Annotated in this window: 16 protein-coding genes; all 16 read left to right on the top strand. The window is 41.5% G+C overall.

Annotated features, from left to right (window positions below; all coding sequences use genetic code 11):
• The first annotated feature begins 186 nt into the window (after positions 1–186).
• The 16 genes from BUB11_RS10275 (at position 187) to BUB11_RS10200 (ending at position 17,265) form a co-directional block, all read left to right on the top strand.
• Positions 187–1,524 (top strand): acetyl-CoA hydrolase/transferase family protein, encoded by a 1,338-nt coding sequence (locus tag BUB11_RS10275; RefSeq protein ID WP_159436927.1) that lies wholly within the window; start codon positions 187–189, stop codon positions 1,522–1,524.
• Positions 1,525–1,638: 114 nt separating this feature from the next.
• The gene (locus tag BUB11_RS10270) at positions 1,639–1,821 is read left to right on the top strand and encodes a hypothetical protein (protein WP_073029662.1); all 183 of its coding nucleotides are present in this window, start codon (positions 1,639–1,641) and stop codon (positions 1,819–1,821) included.
• A complete protein-coding gene (locus tag BUB11_RS10265) occupies positions 1,808–2,737 on the top strand; it encodes a DMT family transporter (protein ID WP_073029661.1) in 930 nt (309 codons plus the stop codon). Before BUB11_RS10270 ends, BUB11_RS10265 begins: the two co-directional genes overlap by 14 nt.
• A gap of 268 nt (positions 2,738–3,005) precedes the next feature.
• Positions 3,006–3,362, top strand: a complete 357-nt coding sequence (locus BUB11_RS10260; protein ID WP_073029660.1) for a DsrE family protein — start codon at positions 3,006–3,008, stop codon at positions 3,360–3,362.
• Positions 3,363–3,642: 280 nt separating this feature from the next.
• On the top strand, positions 3,643–4,839 hold the full coding sequence (locus tag BUB11_RS10255; RefSeq protein WP_073029659.1) for an HpcH/HpaI aldolase/citrate lyase family protein: 1,197 nt from the start codon (positions 3,643–3,645) through the stop codon (positions 4,837–4,839).
• Complete coding sequence (locus BUB11_RS10250; RefSeq protein ID WP_073029658.1) at positions 4,790–6,193, top strand: phosphoribosyltransferase family protein; 1,404 nt, start codon at positions 4,790–4,792, stop codon at positions 6,191–6,193. Before BUB11_RS10255 ends, BUB11_RS10250 begins: the two co-directional genes overlap by 50 nt.
• A gap of 52 nt (positions 6,194–6,245) precedes the next feature.
• Positions 6,246–7,364 (top strand): cysteine protease StiP family protein, encoded by a 1,119-nt coding sequence (locus tag BUB11_RS10245; RefSeq protein WP_073029657.1) that lies wholly within the window; start codon positions 6,246–6,248, stop codon positions 7,362–7,364.
• On the top strand, positions 7,361–8,197 hold the full coding sequence (locus BUB11_RS10240; RefSeq protein ID WP_200797896.1) for an HAD family hydrolase: 837 nt from the start codon (positions 7,361–7,363) through the stop codon (positions 8,195–8,197). Before BUB11_RS10245 ends, BUB11_RS10240 begins: the two co-directional genes overlap by 4 nt.
• Before the next feature lie 287 nt (positions 8,198–8,484).
• Positions 8,485–9,102, top strand: a complete 618-nt coding sequence (locus tag BUB11_RS10235; RefSeq protein ID WP_073029655.1) for a TerD family protein — start codon at positions 8,485–8,487, stop codon at positions 9,100–9,102.
• Positions 9,103–9,130: 28 nt separating this feature from the next.
• Complete coding sequence (locus BUB11_RS10230) at positions 9,131–9,709, top strand: TerD family protein (RefSeq protein ID WP_073029654.1); 579 nt, start codon at positions 9,131–9,133, stop codon at positions 9,707–9,709.
• 150 nt (positions 9,710–9,859) lie between these two features.
• Positions 9,860–10,444 (top strand): TerD family protein, encoded by a 585-nt coding sequence (locus BUB11_RS10225; RefSeq protein WP_073029653.1) that lies wholly within the window; start codon positions 9,860–9,862, stop codon positions 10,442–10,444.
• A gap of 186 nt (positions 10,445–10,630) precedes the next feature.
• On the top strand, positions 10,631–12,568 hold the full coding sequence (locus BUB11_RS10220) for a proton-conducting transporter transmembrane domain-containing protein (RefSeq protein WP_073029652.1): 1,938 nt from the start codon (positions 10,631–10,633) through the stop codon (positions 12,566–12,568).
• A gap of 10 nt (positions 12,569–12,578) precedes the next feature.
• On the top strand, positions 12,579–13,547 hold the full coding sequence (locus BUB11_RS10215) for a respiratory chain complex I subunit 1 family protein (RefSeq protein WP_073029651.1): 969 nt from the start codon (positions 12,579–12,581) through the stop codon (positions 13,545–13,547).
• Positions 13,548–13,550: 3 nt separating this feature from the next.
• Positions 13,551–14,204, top strand: coding sequence for a hydrogenase (locus tag BUB11_RS10210; protein ID WP_073029751.1), 654 nt, complete (start codon positions 13,551–13,553; stop codon positions 14,202–14,204).
• A gap of 6 nt (positions 14,205–14,210) precedes the next feature.
• Positions 14,211–15,665 carry a hydrogenase 4 subunit F gene (locus tag BUB11_RS10205; RefSeq protein WP_073029650.1) on the top strand — a complete coding sequence of 485 codons (1,455 nt, stop codon included), beginning with the start codon at positions 14,211–14,213 and terminating at the stop codon, positions 15,663–15,665.
• 1 nt (position 15,666) lies between these two features.
• Positions 15,667–17,265, top strand: a complete 1,599-nt coding sequence (locus BUB11_RS10200; RefSeq protein WP_073029649.1) for a hydrogenase large subunit — start codon at positions 15,667–15,669, stop codon at positions 17,263–17,265.
• The last annotated feature ends 7 nt before the right edge of the window (positions 17,266–17,272 follow it).

Raw genomic sequence — 17,272 nt, 5'->3', positions numbered from 1 at the left:
TCTGACTTACTTAGTTGCTTGGAAGACTATATCTGCAAACATTTAGTGAATTTACATGCAATATATAGCGTTTGAAATTAATCGGCACTATATATTGCATAATAAAATCACAAAATTGGGGTTTAGCAGCAGCAGAACACCTATTACTTTTATTTAACTGTCATGTATCATAAGGGGGAGTTTCTTTTGTATTCGAAATTCAAAGAACAATATAAAGGAAAGTTAAAGTCACTGGAAGAAGCCGCGAAGCTGATTCAATCTGGAGACAAGATTGTGGCAAATCAATTCGTCAGCGAACCGATAGGTATATTGAATGCAATCGGTAAACGGGCTGAAGCAGGGGAATTTGATGATGTTGAAGTCCTTGGGCTTGGGCCTACATCATCCACAGATTGGATAACACCTGAAATTTACCCTCACCTAAGGGCAAGTTCGGTGTTCATTAATTCTGCGAAATTGAGAGAAGGGGTAAGTAAAGGTTACGCTAATTATATTCCGGATAATGTAAGCGGTAATGCAGCTTCCTTTAAGTACAGGATTCAAGACCTTGAGCCAGGTAAGGCCAAGGTAATATCCGCTTCAGCTCCAATGGATAAGAATGGGTATTTCTGTACTGCAACTGCACCCCTATACTTTCATGATGTGGCAAAGATGGAAAATACAACTATCATCATGGAAGTTAACGAGAATCAACCCTATGTATTTGGGGATAACTTTATCCACATATCCCAGGTTGATTGTATCGTAGAAAGCAACCGACCACTCTTTACGATTCCTCCGGTGACAGAGGGCACTCCAGAGGAGATTGCTATTGCGGATTTGTTATTAGACATGATTGAAGATGGGTCTACAATACAGTTGGGCATTGGTGGGATGCCTAATGTATTGGGAAGACTCTTGGCAAATAAGCATGATTTAGGAGCCCATACGGAGATGCTGGGAGATGCCTATAAATACCTATGGGAATTAGGCGTCCTAAACGGAAGAAAGAAAACCTTGTGTCCCAATAAAATATGTGCATGTTTTGCTATGGGGTCAGCTGAAACCTATAAGTGGATGCACGAGAATCCGTCCATAGAGATGCACAGCACATCTTGGACTAATAATTCATATGTAATAGGTCAAAATAATAAACTTATTGCCATAAATCAAGCGGTTGAAGTGGATCTCACAGGTCAGGTGGCGTCTGAAAGCATCGGTCCGAGGCAACATAGTGGTACCGGCGGTCAGTTGGATTTCGTTCGGGGAGCACAACTTTCATCTGGAGGAAAAGCCTTTATATGCCTTCGTTCAACAGCCAATACTAAGAAGGGCCGAGTTTCTAAAATTGCTCCTTTGTTAAACCACGGAACTACGGTTACCGTTCCCCGTCACGAAGTTAATTACGTTGTAACTGAATACGGAGTTGCCCAACTGCGCGGGAAGACTATGAGAGAGCGGGCGCAAGAGTTAATTGGCATTGCACATCCTGATTTTCGGGACGAACTCCGCGAAGAGGCTAAAAAACTAAATTTGATAAACTGATACATCAATTCCATATTCCCAATTATTAATATGAATGTTCGAAAGACGGGTCTTAGAGGACCGCTAATTGATAGAAACTGGTAATAACAAGTTTCGAGAGATAGCCTTTTTGGGGTGGAAGCCAACCGAAAAGGTTACTTTTTTGCAGCAACAACAAAAGATTATTTTATCTTTTGGGGGGATATCAAAGAAAGATGTGGTATGCTTGAAGAGATTACAGGGTTATCCAGATTGCTTGAAAAAAATGGTTTCGGTACTGTAAAATTAATAAGCAAAAGGGTGAATGACCATACTTAATTTTAATTGGAGATCTCCCTACTTATATCTGATGCTTGTACCTTTTCTTTGGTCTACCAATTTTGTTCTTGGCAAAATAGTAGTAAATACCATACCACCTTTAACTATGAGTACGGCGCGCTTTACAATAGGAGTATTAATCCTTTCAGGGATAATGGCAAAATCAAAAAGCCCTGAACAAGGTTCTTGGCAAAAGGCCTTTATTCCGCTGCTTATAATGGGAATTTCCGGAGTCTTTGGGTTTAACAGTTTGCTTTATGCCGGCCTGCGCTATACCAGTTCTACAAACAGCTCAATTATTAACTCTTTATATCCTGTTCTTGCCGCATTGCTGGCTGCCTTTTTCTTAAAGGAGCGTTTTAATGCGCGTCAACTGATTGGTTTGTTTTTCTCAATTGCCGGCGTTTTGCTAGTTACTTCGCGGGGGGCTTGGAGTGGATTGAGCGGGATTGTTTTTAACCAAGGCGACCTGCTGGTAATTTTGGCCTCCCTAAGTTGGGCTATTTATTCATTGGCATCCAAGCTTGCCATGAAGCATCTTTCTGCCTTACAGGCCAGTACATACAGTATATACTTGGGGTTGCTTTTTCTTTATCCGGCCTCTATATATGAGCTGTCTATGGGCGCGCATGTAACCCTAAGTTGGTCTGCTTTCTTGGCGCTTATATATTTGGGTATAGTTCCTACAGCGATCACTTATATTCTTTGGAACAAGGGTATTCAAGCGGTAGGTCCTACTAAAGCTGGTTATTTCTATAACCTTCTTCCTATTTATACGGCAATTTTGGCTGCGGTTTTTCTAGATGAAAGTATCAGTTGGTATCATTTAGCCGGAGGACTGCTCGTCCTGTCAGGCGTATATTTGGGCTCTGTCGTCGTCAGAAATCAGACTGAGTTCCTACGTCCTTCGACTTGAGCGTGCTTGATGCTATGGGTAATTGATGCCGGGTTGTGTTAAAGGGCTTGTTCAGCACAAGTATTTTAGATGTCTTTCTCATACATGAGAGGGACATCTATTTTTAAGATTTTTCTAAAATAAAATTACGCGGTATTTTACTTTTTAACAGGAGAATTACAATTTATGGAGAAAGAGTAAAAGAAGCTGCTATTGGGCATATGCTCAAACTGGCAGCTAAGATAATAGACGTAACAGGTTACAGATTAAGTTTGAGGAGGGAATAACTTTGGAGAAATTTTTATTTGTCCTCAGTCGCGGACTTGAGGATCCGGTTCGTGCAACCCGGGCATTTCAACTTGCGAAGGTCGCCAAAGAAAAGGGTCATGAAGTTAATGTTTTCTTAGTTGATGATGCTGTGGTCTATGGAGTTTTGGGTTTAGCTGATAATGTTAAGGCACCGACCGGAGATGATGCGAAAGCTTATATCGACTATTTAGTCGAGAAGAAGGTAGCATTTTATATTTGTACACCTTGCGCAAGGTACAGGCTTTTCGGTGAGGACGAATTTATCGAGGGCGCAAAATTATCTACAGCGGCACACCTAATCGATTTAGCTGCCGAATCGAAAGTGTTTACATTCTAGTTTAACGGTTTACAGCGGGATGCAATAATGGTTTCAAAATGCTGGTATATGGCAGTGTTATTAAAGCAACTAAAGGAAACTCGCTTTAACTTTTAGTTTAATCCGGGTTTCCTTTATGTTGCCTTATAATATAGTTAAATTTAGCCAAAATTTAACACAAATTTCACCGAAACTTCACCAAATAGGAAGGAATTAGTAGTAAGCTTAAGATGTGGCTAAGCCACATGTTTTTATTCGAGAATTGAAAGGAGAGAAGTACAGCTTTGGCTAGTACGATTAAGTGAGACATTTTAACTATCTGACAAAAGAGGGTGCAGACGCCACCTTCTTTAGAGCTCCAGAGGTTTTCGATAATAATACTCATCGAGGGATTCTTTCCCATGCACTCGGGGCAACGCTTTATATGCCTGGAACCAGAGAAACAATAGCGAAAGATATAATCTCTAAAAAAAATAGGGGACTTGCATCAACCGTATTTTGCCTGGAAGATTCCATCGGGGATGCAGAGGTGCCTCGTGCCGAGCAGAATATTACAACCCAAGTACAAGAAATTTATAAGGCTTTGAAGGAGCAGGAGATCGAACCGATTGATCTTCCCCTCATTTTTATAAGGGTTCGCAGTGCAGAACAGATCCTCAGACTAACGGATAAGATGGGTGACAGTTCAAAGCTTATTACAGGTTTTATCTTTCCGAAATTTACGTCGGAAAGTCATGAATATTTTGAAGCTGTTAAGAGCCTCAATCAACAATCAGTCGGTCCTTTTTACGGAATGCCGATTATTGAAAGTACTCAAGCCATTTATCGCGAATCACGCATCCATGAATTGATGGAAACCAAGCGGCTCTTAGATAGCTATCATGACTTAGTTTTAAATGTTCGAATAGGGGCAACGGATTTTTCCGGGTATTATGGAATCCGTCGAGGACCAGATGTAACCATCTATGATATCACGGTGATCCGTGATTGCATTGCAGATATAATCAACATTTTTGGACGTGTTGAAAGCGATTATGTAATCTCGGGACCCGTTTGGGAGTACTTCTCAAATGGAGGAAGAGTTCTTAAACCTCAGCTTCGTAAGAGTCCCTTTGAACAGTTCCATGATACTCAGGGGAATAATAGAACTAAGATTAGAAGCCAGCTTTTAAATAAATATGTTGATGGTCTAATCCGAGAAGTGATTTTAGACAAGGAAAATGGAATTATTGGGAAAACCATCATTCATCCGAGTCATATCATACCCGTACAATCTTTGTACATTGTCGGGCATGAAGAATATTTAGACGCATTAAGTATCATTGAAAACAGTAATGGCTTGCAAGGCGTGACGAAAAGCCATTATACTAATAAAATGAATGAAGTTAAACCCCATTATAAATGGGCCCAAAAGATCTTGTTAAGAGCAAAGAATTATGGAGTGTTTCATGAACAACACAATTTCATCAGCCTCTTCACCGAAGATATATACGTATAACCTTGAAGGGCAAAGGGTATCCGTTGCCCTGGAAAGCAACCCCTTTGATTTTGACCCTCAGACTTTATTTTCATTAGCTGCTAGAAAGAATAAGAAACGAGGGTTCTTATTTGTAAGCAATGTTCTTGGTAAACATGTGCCTGTTGATCCTTTCGTCCCTTTGCTTGCAGGGTTTGCGCTTGCAGTACAATTCATGAGTAAGATACATAACATCAATCATGTCGATACCCACGCTATTATACAAGCCCTGAAGAAGAATGAGGATACGAGAAAGGTTTATGAATCCGTAATCACAAAATCGCGCTTTGCCTTGCCCCAGGAAACATTATTTATTGGCTTCGCCGAAACAGCGACAGGACTGGGGCATGCAGTGTTTAGTGTGTTTGATAATGCACATTACCTTCATACAACACGCGAAGAAATACCGCTGTTGCCAGTTGAACTTGACTTTAGTGAAGACCATTCCCATGCTGTTAATCATCGGTGTTATCCTATCGACCCTGAGTTATTTAGAAATCCAAAAACTATCGTTCTCGTTGATGATGAGATTACGACGGGAAATACTGCTTTAAATATAATTAGGGCAATTCATTTGAAATTTCCCAAAACGAATTATGTTGTCTTATCTCTCTTAGATTGGAGAACGAGAGAAGAAAGGGACAATTATAAAAAGCTGGAGCAACAGTTGGATATTGAAATTGATACTATTTCCCTTTTAGAAGGGGAAATAGAGGTTAGCGGCCAACCCTTCTGTGAGCAAATGGGTCAAAGTAACCTTGTGTCAGAGACTGATTTCCCAGAAGGTTTCCCTTTAAATCAAGAACAAAAATTCCTCAACATCCAGGATGTGATTTCGGTTTTTTCTATAGATTCAAGGGGTAACAGCAGCCTGTCACCGTATCTAAGGTTAACTGGGAGATTTGGACTGTCAAGCAGGGAGGACCGGGAAATTCTGCCTTTAGCAAAGAGGATTGCTGAATCCCTTAAGCGCGATAGGGCAGGTGGAAAAACTCTTTGCCTGGGAACCGGCGAATTTATGTATTTGCCCATGCTCATCTCAGCTTATATGGGAAATGGAATAAGGTATCATACCACTACGAGGAGTCCAATCTATCCCTTCCCTAAAGCTCAGTATGGGATTCAAAATGGTTTTGCCTATAACTGTCCTGACAATGAGAGTATCACTAATTACGTTTATAATATCCCCTTAAACTATTATGATGAGGTGTATTTGTTCCTTGAAAGAGAAGTTAGCCCCGAGGGATTAAAGTCCTTGTTCAATGTCTTTCATAAGATAGGTATACCACGACTGGTTTTAGTGATTAGTTCTTCTTCAAGAGCCGTCCATGACTAACCTGTCAAGTAGCAATTCGCATAATAACAAAATGAAAAGAGGTGACTGTTAGGTGAACCATAAGCTCTTCACTCATCCCATTCCTGAACCTGAGCCAATGGGATGTTATAACCCTAAAGATGTGGTTTTTTTACTTAAAAATCTTAATGGCCTATTGACAGAGACTGATCTTCAAACTCGTGAGCAAAAAATTCAGTCTGGCGGTCATTATTCAGAAATGTTACCGATAGAGTATGAACCCACCAAGGACTATCTCGATCTTTTCTATCAAACACTTCATGAGAGTGCGACTAAAGTTGCCAAGGCAGTGGGTATAGTATCAGAACGTATTTTACAGAATAACGGACCAAAGATGGTACTTGTTTCTTTGGCACGTGCAGGAACCCCCATTGGAATCCTTATTAAACGTTACCTCTTAGAAAAAAAGGGCTTAGATCTGCCTCATTACAGCATTTCAATTATTCGAGGCAGAGGGATTGATGAGAATGCGATACTATATATTCTTCAGAATCACAGGGGTGCAAAAATTCAGTTTGTTGATGGTTGGACGGGCAAAGGGGCAATAACCGAAGTTTTAAGGCAAGCGTGCGCAGATTTTAAAGCTAAATACCAGTTCGAATTAGATAGTGATTTAGCAGTCCTTGCAGATCCAGGGCACTGTGTGAAAACCTTTGGAACAAGAGAGGACTTTTTAATCCCTAGTGCTTGTCTGAATTCAACCGTCTCGGGGCTGGTTAGTCGTACTGTATTTCGGACTGATCTAATTGGAGATAAAGAATTCCACGGGGCAAGATTTTATGAAGAACTTCTAAAAGGAGAAGTGTCTAATCTTTTCGTAGATACAATTTCTAAGGAATTTAAAGAGCTGAAACTGCAAGATGTGAAATTCCAGAATATCGATGACAATGCTGAGGTCTCTTGGCAAGGCTTAAAATCATTAACAACGATCAAAGAGAAGTATGGGATTAATGATATTAACTTTATTAAACCTGGCATTGGAGAAACAACGAGAGTTCTTTTAAGGCGATTACCGGATAGGGTTTTAGTGGATAGTATTGAGAACACGAAATTGAAACATATTATGTTGCTTTGTAAGGATAAAGGAGTTCCAGTTGAAGAGTATCCTTATCTTACCTACTCCTGTTGCGGCATAGTTAAACAAATATCATGATGAACAAAAAGATGTTTGCGAGCGATCTTGATCAAACTTTGATTTATTCATACCGATCAATTATCAACGAAAAGGTTGAGGTACAAACCCGCCCGGTTGAATGGTTCGAGGATCGATATATTTCTTATATGACTGAAAGCGCCCTAACTAAATTACAGCAGATTTCTAGAGAATTTCTTTTCGTGCCAGTAACAACTCGAACTAAACTTCAATATCAGAGGATAAACTTTCTTCAATATAACATTTCATATCAATATGCTGTAACTAGTAATGGCGGGACAATCTTTTATAACGGGATTGAAGATCGAGAATGGATGCGAAAAATTTCTGCTTCTAAAGATAATTGTTTGGAAGCGGAGGATCTCATCAATAGGTTTAATGAAATAAGACATCCTTCATGGGTAAATCCGGATTCCGGTAAATTAGCGGATGACTTATTTTTTTACTGTTTAATAGAACGTGAAAAAATTCCCATACCAGAGTTAGCTGCCTTTAAACTATGGGCGAGGGATAAAAACTGGGAGTTATCTATTCAAGGAAGAAAGCTTTATTTGGTTCCCATGAATGTCAATAAGAAGGCGGCTGTCCAATATATTAGAGCAAAGGAAGGGATTGAGCTGGTTATAGCAGCGGGAGATTCCTTGCTGGATCTGGATATGCTAAAAGCTGCAGATTTTGCTGTCGCACCAGCACATGGAGAATTGTACTCCCTTTATTCACAGAGAAATTCTGACTTGGAAATGATAAGATTTACTGAGAAAAGTGGAATTAAAGCCGGAGAAGAGATTTTAGATTGTGTAGATGGTACCCTGTCCCAGGGGTTAGTAGTATAAAATTCTTATTAATTGTAAAATATATAATGGTAAACATTGGGTGGAGAGGTAAAATAACTATGTCATAATGAAGGTGATTAGTAATTAATGAATTAATAATTGCTAGTTGCAAAATATGTGAAAGTTATGTGAAACATTATGATTTGGGTTTTTCCCCAAAGCTTTCCTGTGGTAAGATACAAGTATTCCATTATTTTCACATTTTGCTTGAAGAAATAAAGGAAAAAATGAAGAAGCAGAGAAGACAGATGATATAATACCTGGTATCTAAAAAAGGGGGATTCATAGTGGGAATTAATTTGCAAAAAGGGCAAAAGATTGATTTAACAAAAGGAAATCCTGGCTTATCAAAAATCATGGTAGGCTTAGGATGGGATGAAGTATCGAAACCGAAATCGGGAGGACTCCTTGGAGGCCTTTTTGGAGGGGGCAGCGGCGGAAGCGCTTCAATTGACTGTGACGCATCTGCGATCCTTCTCGATCCACAAGAAAAGCTTACTTCTAAAGATCGCTTGGTCTACTTTGGCAATTTGCAAAGTGGGGACAAGAGTGTAAAACATAGTGGAGATAATCTAACGGGTGCTGGGGATGGAGACGATGAGCAAATTAATGTGGAACTAAGCAGTGTCCCTAGCAGTGTACAAAAAATTGTTTTTGTCGTGAATATTTATGATTGTGTAAAACGCAAACAGGACTTTGGGCTGATTTCCAATGCCTTTATTAGGGTAGTTAATCCAGTAAATGGGCAAGAATTTTGTCGTTACAATCTAACTGAAAGCTATGCTGGCAAAACGAGCTTAGTGGTTGCAGAAGTATATCGTCACAACAATGAGTGGAAATTCGCCGCCATTGGTGAAGGTACGAATGATGCATCCTTAAGTGAACTTATCCGTCGATATCAATAGTTTAAAAAATATTAAGGGGGATAATAAAATGGCAATTAGTTTACAAAAAGGTCAAAAAGTAGATCTTACCAAAACAAACCCGGGTCTTACGAAAATTATTATTGGATTGGGTTGGGACGTCAACAAGTATGATGGCGGTAAGGATTTTGATTTAGATTCCTCTGTTTTTATGTTAAATCCTGAAGGAAAAGTCGCAGATGAAAAAAACTTTGTCTTTTTTAACAACCCAAAGAGTCCTGACGGTTCAGTGACACATACTGGCGACAATCGTTCTGGCGCTGGTGATGGGGATGATGAGCAAATCAAGGTTGACTTAGCACTCGTCTCTAGTAATGTATCCAAGGTTACCTTTGCGATTACAATTCATGAAGCCCAAGAGCGCAGTCAAAATTTTGGACAAGTTTCCAACGCCTATGTACGAGTGTTAAACGAAGCATCGGGTGAAGAGTTAATTCGTTACGACCTCGGTGAAGACTTCTCAGTTGAGACAGCCGTTGTGGTGGGTGAGCTTTATCGGAATAATGCAGAGTGGAAGTTTAATGCCATCGGCAGCGGTTACCAAAACGGCTTAGCCGGATTGTGTAAAGATTTCGGACTAGACGTATAAATCGGAGGTCGGAGGTCAGAAGCCTGAGGTCGGATAGTAATAGCTACATTTCTTCTGAAGATTTGATATTTAGCTTTGGCTGAATTGGTTTTCTAACTTCAACTTAGATAATAAAGATATGTCCTAAATGAATAATAAGAGGTGTTTTTTATGGCAGTCATTAGTCTTCAAAAAGGACAAAAGATTGACTTAACTAAGGGAAACCCTGGTCTAACGAAGATCATTGTCGGATTAGGTTGGGATACCAACAAGTATTCTGGCGGGTCGGATTTTGACTTAGATGCCTCGGTGTTCTTACTTGATAAAAACGGTAAAGCCGGTGGTATTGAAGATTTCATATATTACAACAACCTCGTTGGGGGTAACGGATCAGTACAACATACAGGGGACAATCTTACTGGAGCAGGTGATGGGGATGATGAACAAGTTAATGTTGATCTGGCCTCTGTACCTGCCCATGTGGAAAAAATTGCCTTTACTGTTACAATTCATGAGGCCGCACAAAGATCACAGAACTTTGGTCAAGTATCAAATGCATTTGTGCGCGTTGTAAACGAAACCAACGGACAAGAAGTCATGAGATATGATTTAGGTGAAGACTTCTCTGTAGAAACCGCGCTTGTAGTTTGCGAACTGTATCGTCACCAAGGAGAATGGAAGTTTAATGCTGTCGGCAGCGGTTTCTCAGGGGGATTGGCCGCCCTTTGCGCAAACTATGGTTTACAAGTAGGTTAAAACGATTCTATTAAGAGGATCAAAGAGGCGCTCTCATGATTTGGGGGCGTCTTTCGTGCGTGTAACGCGTACCCAATACGGTATTCTTGAGCTTGTAAAAAATGTAATAATTAGTTATAATTTTAGAATGCTTATTATTTAATTAATTAAAAAAGTCACAAATGTGCGGATCAGGGGGAAACATCAATGGGTAATAAGGAGAGCCAATCCTTTCGTCAATTATTTATGGGTTTAAGTATTGTATTGGCGGGAGCGGGACTCATCTGGGGAACGATTTTGACTTGTCGAGGGGGGGACTGGATTAAAACAGGATTTCAATTATTTACTGAAGCAGGAGCGGGACTTTCACTTACGTGGAAATTGGATGGACTAACGGTATTCTTTCTCTTTATCTTGCTCTTGGGGCAAGGGTTATCGTCTCTCTATGCCCTAGGATACTTAAAGGAGTATCAAGACAAGAACAAGTCTCTTTGGCCTTTTTTGATTAATTGGTTTTTATTTCTTGCCAGCATGTTTGGTGTATTGCTTGCGGATGATGGCTTTACCTTTTTATTGAGTTGGGAAATGATGTCTCTGTTTTCATTCTTCTTAGTTCTTTATGAACATGAAGACCCTCAAAATCGCAAGTCTGCTTACATATACTTCGTAATGACCCATGTGGCAACAGTATTATTGACCACGGCGATTTTGTATTTATATGCATTGACAGGAAGCTTTGCTTTTGAGGCATGGGCGAAAGCGGTTCCCACACTTTCCACAAGCCAACTAAATTTAATTTTTCTAGCATTTTTTATTGGATTAGGAACAAAAGCTGGTTTTGTTCCTTTTCATATCTGGCTGCCTTATGCCCATTCGGCTGCACCAAGTCCAGTATCGGCACTAATGTCTGGAGTCATGGTAAAGGTTGCACTCTATCTGTTTATTAGATTGGTATGGTTGACCTTGGGACCAGGCCCGGTCTGGTGGGGTTGGTTATTTTTGCTCGTCGGAGCTCTATCAGCAATTGTTGGGATATTATCTGCTTCTGTGCAGTCAGATCTTAAAAAACTACTCGCTTTTTCTACAATAGAGAATGTTGGAATTCTTGGTATCGCATTGGGTAGTGCCTTTCTGGCAAGATCTTGGAATAATTCTTGGGCAATGAATTTAGCGTTCGTTGCTTTCTTTTGGCATACTATTCAACATATGCTTTTCAAATCATTACTGTTTATGGGAGCAGGGAATATCATACAGGCAACGCATACTCGGAACATGGAACGATTGGGAGGACTGCTCAAGCGAATGCCCAAAACGGGTTTTGGAGCGCTTATTGGAATTATAGGAATCACTGCATTACCTCCTTTAGGCGGATTTTGGGGAGAATTTATGCTTTTTCAATCTCTATGGGTGAATACAGCTCACCTCGCAAATGGCTGGAGTAAAGTCTTCTTGCCTTTGTCAATCGGTGTTCTCGCTTTGGTTGGTGGATTATCGATTGCTACGTTTGTAAAGTGGTTTGGGATTTCCTTCCTTGGACAAGCTCGCTCAACAGTAGCAGAAAAAGCCAAAGAAGCACACCCTGTTCAATATATTACACCTTTGATAGTTGGAGGGTTGGCAGTTTTAAGTGTACTTTGGCCCTCGGCAATTTTAGCCTTAATCAATCTACCGCTTTCAGTTTTGAGAACTGGAGACGTGTTAGGAATAAGTTCAGCTCTCGGGACACCGCTTAACCTGTCCTCAACCTATCTGATCCTGCTGATTCTTCTGACAGTTATTGTTATTGTCCTGAGCAAACGAGGGATTCGTAGAGTTACTGCGACATGGAATTGTGGTGGGCCATTAACCCCAAGTCTCCAATATACTGCCGGTGGATTAACAAATCCTATTCGGGTCCTTTTTACTAAAGTGTTGGGTTCGCACCGACATGTGGAAGGAGATTTTGCAGGAACTCAATACACTCTGCGTTCTCTAACCTACGAAGGAAAACTCAAAGAAGTATTTGAGTATAGTTTCTATCGACCTGCGATTGGCGGATTAATTTGGCTGTCGTCTCATATCCGCAAGCTGCAGGCAGGGAGCATCCATTTATATTTAGCCTACCTGCTAGTTACAGTCATCGTCGTTTTGATTTTAGGAAGATAGGAGAGAAGAGATGGACGAAATATTCATGATATTAACCCGTCTTCTGATGGGAATAGGACATTTGGCGTTGATCGTAGTTGCCGCTCCGCTTGTTCAAGGTTTGATTAAAAAAAGCAAAGCGTTCTGGCAGATGCGGCAGGGCCCACCAATCCTTCAACCATACCGAGATTTAAGAAAATTATTGAAGAAGGAGGAACTGGTTTCGGAACATGCCTCTTGGATCTTCCTCTTAGCTCCTCGCATCGTCTTGGCTGGAACACTGATGGCAGGGCTCGTTATTCCTGGTGCTTGGGGTTGGGCACCATTCAGCGTATGGGGGGATCTCTTTTTATTCGGGGCAAGCCTTGGCTTAGTGCGTCTGTTCCTGACACTGGCCGGTTTAGAAGGGGCAGGAACGTTTGGAGGAATGGGCTCTAGCAGAGAACTTTTTATTGGATTATTAACAGAACCGGCCTTACTTCTAGGGTTAATCGTTTTAGCCTTCATAACTGAGGCGACCTCCCTGCAAGGGATCATGGTAGGTTTGCAAAGTGTATCCCCCTTGGATATCTCCAAAATTTTGGCCTTGATAGCCTTAGGGATGGTTAGCATTGCGGAGATGGGACGAATCCCCATGGATAATCCGGATACTCATTTGGAATTAACGATGATTCATGAAGGGATGCTACTGGAGTATTCGGGACCTTCACTGGCTCTGCTGAATTTTGCGGAACAGATAAAACAACTCTTACTGCTTGTTTTATTGGCGCAAATCATTTGGCCTAGCGGGTTGATCTCATTTAGTGATGGACTTTTAGGGACGCTCTGGGCTTTGGGTTTTATTGGAGTAAAGGTGGCAGCTTTAGGATTCTTCTTCGCCACGGTAGAAAGTCTCTTTGTTAAGAGGCGGCTTTTCCGAGCTCCTCATTATCTGGCAACAGGCACTTCTTCTGCCATTTTGGCCTTAATTTCACTCTGGATTATAAGGGGGCAGATTTAGGTGATGATAGGTATTTCTGACAATGAACTTAATTTAGTGCTGCTTGTCCTCTTAGTTAGCGGACTGATTATGGTCTATAGTGCCCGAGTTAAAAATGCCTTAAATTGGTGGACGTTACAAACCGTTTTCGTTTCCCTTCTTCTAATAGCAGAAGGCTATCATAACCATGCCATAGAGGTTATTATATTCGGCGTGTTGTTGTTAGTCGCTAAGGCTGGAGTTATTCCCATTCTTCTGCGACGGGTTTTGAAAGAGTCAAAGACAGAGTGGGTGGGTGAAATATACCTGAAGCGCGCATTGTCCTTAGTTTTTGCCGGGGGCTTAACGCTTATAGCCTATGAGGTGACAGAACCTCTGATGGCACTTCACTCCGGCTATCGTAACGGTTTAGCCGTCGCATTTGCCCTTATCTTCTATGGTCTTCTGCTAATGATGGCTCGCAAAGTTGCTATAGTCCAAGTGCTGGGAATCTTGCTCATTGACAATGGAATATTCCTAGCGGGATTTTTCCTAACCCAGGGGATGCCTTTGTTAGTGGAATTGGGCGCAGCTTTTGACATTCTCGTGGGGATCGTGATTATTGGAATTTTGTCTAAACAAATGCTGGAAAATTATGATTCACTAAATGTTGATCACATGAGGTCATTGAAAGGATAGTATGCGATGTTTATTGGAGTGGCGGTAATCGCGGCAGTAGGAATGCTATTTTCGGCAAAGGATACCTACTTAAAACTATTGAACAGCGTGGCTCTTGTGTTGTTAACGTTGAGTGGAGGATGGACCATAAGAAAGACGTTAAGCCAAGGGTCTTACGCCTATGGGACAGGTATATTTTATTGGGACGCACTGAGTGCTTTACTACTTGGCGTCATTATCATGATTGCTGTATATGTTATTCTATTTTCCTTTGGGTATATGGAAGAAGAAGTCCATGAGAAGAAATTCCCGAGAACGCGGCTGAAATGGTACTATTTCTGGATTTGGATTTTTATGGCAACAATGCTTTTGGTCGTAAGTACACCTAACCTGGGCATTATTTGGGTAGGTATTGAGGGAACAACCTTAGCTACGACTCTCTTGGTTGGCTTTTATCGAAACAAGCAGGCGATTGAAGCTGCGTGGAAATATGTAATTTTGTGTGTTGTCGGTATCAGTTTTGCCTTACTGGGTACTATGCTGCTTTTTGCCTCTGTGGCACCGCTCTTGGGTCAGAGTTTAAGTGCGTTGGATTGGCGAATGCTCCCCAAGGTAGCTGGTCAGTTAGACCCGACTTTATTTCGCTTAGGTGCTTTATTTGCCATTGTGGGCTATGGGGCGAAGGTGGGTTTTGCTCCAATGCATGCTTGGCTTCCTGATGCGCATAGTCAGGCCCCTTCACCGGTCAGTGCTTTATTATCCGCAGTTTTACTCAATTGTGCTCTCTATGCCATTTTACGTTGGTACAGTTTTGCTCGGTTAACTGCTCTAGGCCCAGATTTTGTAGGAACGATACTTATGAGTTTCGGGTTTTTATCATTGGCGCTGATGACAGGGTTTATCTTGTTGCAAAAAGATATCAAACGATTATTGGCCTACTCTAGTGTTGAACATATGGGAATTTTAGCTATCGGTTTTGGGTTGGGTACTAAGGAGGCTGTTTGGGGGGCCTCACTACATCTCTTGCTTCATGGCCTTACCAAGGCAAATCTATTCGTCATTGTCGGAAGACTTGTACAAAAAACTGGAACAAGGCAAATGGCTAGAATTCGTGGGATTTTTAAAGTTCTGCCTTATACCGGAATGATCATGGTGCTTGGATTATTGAGTATTACCGGAACCCCGCCGTTTGGAACATTTCGTTCGGAAGTAAGCATCTTATCCGGACTATTTAAAACAGGTCATCCACTACTGGGCTTTTTTAGCATTCTATTTCTCACGGTGATCTTTGCGGGGTTTCTCTATCATTTCCTCCAGATGCTATATGGTAAGCCAAGCAGCCGGCATCAGCCTGGAGAGAGCGTAAGTACACTTGCTTTGGCGATCCCTCTTTTGGTAGTCCTTTTCTTAGGCATGTTTATTCCCCAAAGTCTGAATCAGGCACTGAATCAGGTCGTCAAAGTAATTTTGGGAGGAGTTTAGGATGCAAGGCTTACGGGAGTATTTACAGAGTTATCATAGTTGTCCGGACATTGAGATAGTAGAATGGGAAAAACAAGAGGGAATTGTCGACGTGCCCCCCCGTGATCTTCCGGAAATATTGACCTATTGTTTAGCTATGAGGCCGCGTCCAATTTGGTTAACACATGTTGTCAATGATGAGCGACAGTTGGGGCGTGGATTTTGTCTTTACTTGGTTCTCCATTTTCCGGGAATGGATTTTTCTCTTACTCTAGGAGCCAAAGGAATCAATGATGAATTCCCCTCACTGGCCAAAATCTTTCCGGCCCTAAACTGGTCAGAAAGAGAAGCTCAAGATCTCTTTGGTTTACATGCTGTTGGACATCCTGACCCGCGCTCTTTGGTCTTACATCCGGGTTGGCCAAAAGGCTTCCATCCCTTGCGCAAAGATTACAAAACAGGGGAAGAAGGCAAGAACTTTAAACGTGCTCCACTAGTTTTCCCAGAAATGCATGGAGACGGAATCTTTCAGGTTCCGGTTGGTCCGATTCATGCCGGTATTATTGAACCGGGGCATTTTCGTTTTTACGCTATTGGGGAACCAGTGTTGCATTTAGAAGCTCAGCTTTTTTACACTCATAAGGGAATAGAAAAACTTGTAGAAGGTAGAAGCATTGAAGAGGGTTTGCGCATTATAGAACGAGTTTGTGGGGTATGTGCTCTAAGTCATGGTCTTGCATATTGTGAGGCTGTTGAAAAACTTGCTAATGTGAAAGTCTCACGATCAGCCTTACTATGGAGAACGATCCTCGCTGAATTAGAGCGAGTTTATAATCATATTGGAGATATTGGTAATATGTGTGCTGGAGTCGGCTTTGCAATAGGTAACGCCAATGGTTCACAAAGCAAAGAAAAGCTTCAACGCCTAAATCTGAAATTCTTTGGCCACCGGTTTTTACGGGGAATGGTTGTTCCCGGAGGAGTAAAGTCAATCCTAAACTCGAAAGACTGCCAAACCCTTTTGAGTCAACTGCTTGAAATAGCAAAGGATTTTGAAGAGTGGATACCGCTTCTTCTCCATCATGACGGTTTCAGGCAAAGAGCAGTTACGACGGGTGTGTTAAAGTCGGAAAGCGCAGTGGATATGGGTGTTACCGGACCGGCAGCACGCGCGTCTGGAATTGCTAATGACTGGCGAGAGCTCCATGCCCACCTTCTTTATCCAGAACTTAACCTTCAATCGATGGTTGAGCAAGAGGGGGATTGCTGGTCTCGGCTAGTGGTACGGGTTAAAGAAGCGAGAGAAAGTTTTAGATTCTTACAAACTTTACTTGAAGAGGGTATGACGGAGTCAGAGGGCAAGAGTGATACTTCTAACCCGTTTTCTTCCCGTAAACTTAGGCCATGGCAACCTGCTTGGGGATGTGTAGAGTCCCCTCGAGGAACTGATGTTGTGTGGCTTATGGTGGATGAAGAGGCAAAAATTTATCGTTGTCGGATTCGATCTGCCAGTTATGCTAACTGGCCAGCAGTACCGCTAACAGTACCTGGAAATATCGTTCCTGACTTTCCGTTAATCAATAAGAGTTTTGAATTATGCTATAGTTGTTGCGACCGCTAGTCGAAAA

This window comes from Desulfosporosinus lacus DSM 15449 (assembly GCF_900129935.1).
In the GTDB taxonomy this organism is placed as follows: domain Bacteria; phylum Bacillota; class Desulfitobacteriia; order Desulfitobacteriales; family Desulfitobacteriaceae; genus Desulfosporosinus; species Desulfosporosinus lacus.
Note: the sequence above shows the minus strand (reverse complement) of the source record. Positions and strands in the feature narration are given on the sequence as shown.

Excerpts from the sequence above, each read along its gene's own strand:
- BUB11_RS10220 (WP_073029652.1), top strand. The coding sequence starts at position 10,631 with ATGGGTAATAAGGAGAGCCAATCCTTTCGTCAATTATTTATGGGTTTA.
- BUB11_RS10250 (WP_073029658.1), top strand. The coding sequence starts at position 4,790 with ATGAACAACACAATTTCATCAGCCTCTTCACCGAAGATATATACGTAT.
- BUB11_RS10265 (WP_073029661.1), top strand. The coding sequence starts at position 1,808 with ATGACCATACTTAATTTTAATTGGAGATCTCCCTACTTATATCTGATG.
- BUB11_RS10240 (WP_200797896.1), top strand. The coding sequence starts at position 7,361 with ATGATGAACAAAAAGATGTTTGCGAGCGATCTTGATCAAACTTTGATT.
- BUB11_RS10225 (WP_073029653.1), top strand. The coding sequence starts at position 9,860 with ATGGCAGTCATTAGTCTTCAAAAAGGACAAAAGATTGACTTAACTAAG.
- BUB11_RS10210 (WP_073029751.1), top strand. The coding sequence starts at position 13,551 with ATGATAGGTATTTCTGACAATGAACTTAATTTAGTGCTGCTTGTCCTC.
- BUB11_RS10200 (WP_073029649.1), top strand. The coding sequence starts at position 15,667 with ATGCAAGGCTTACGGGAGTATTTACAGAGTTATCATAGTTGTCCGGAC.
- BUB11_RS10230 (WP_073029654.1), top strand. The coding sequence starts at position 9,131 with ATGGCAATTAGTTTACAAAAAGGTCAAAAAGTAGATCTTACCAAAACA.
- BUB11_RS10205 (WP_073029650.1), top strand. The coding sequence starts at position 14,211 with ATGTTTATTGGAGTGGCGGTAATCGCGGCAGTAGGAATGCTATTTTCG.
- BUB11_RS10215 (WP_073029651.1), top strand. The coding sequence starts at position 12,579 with ATGGACGAAATATTCATGATATTAACCCGTCTTCTGATGGGAATAGGA.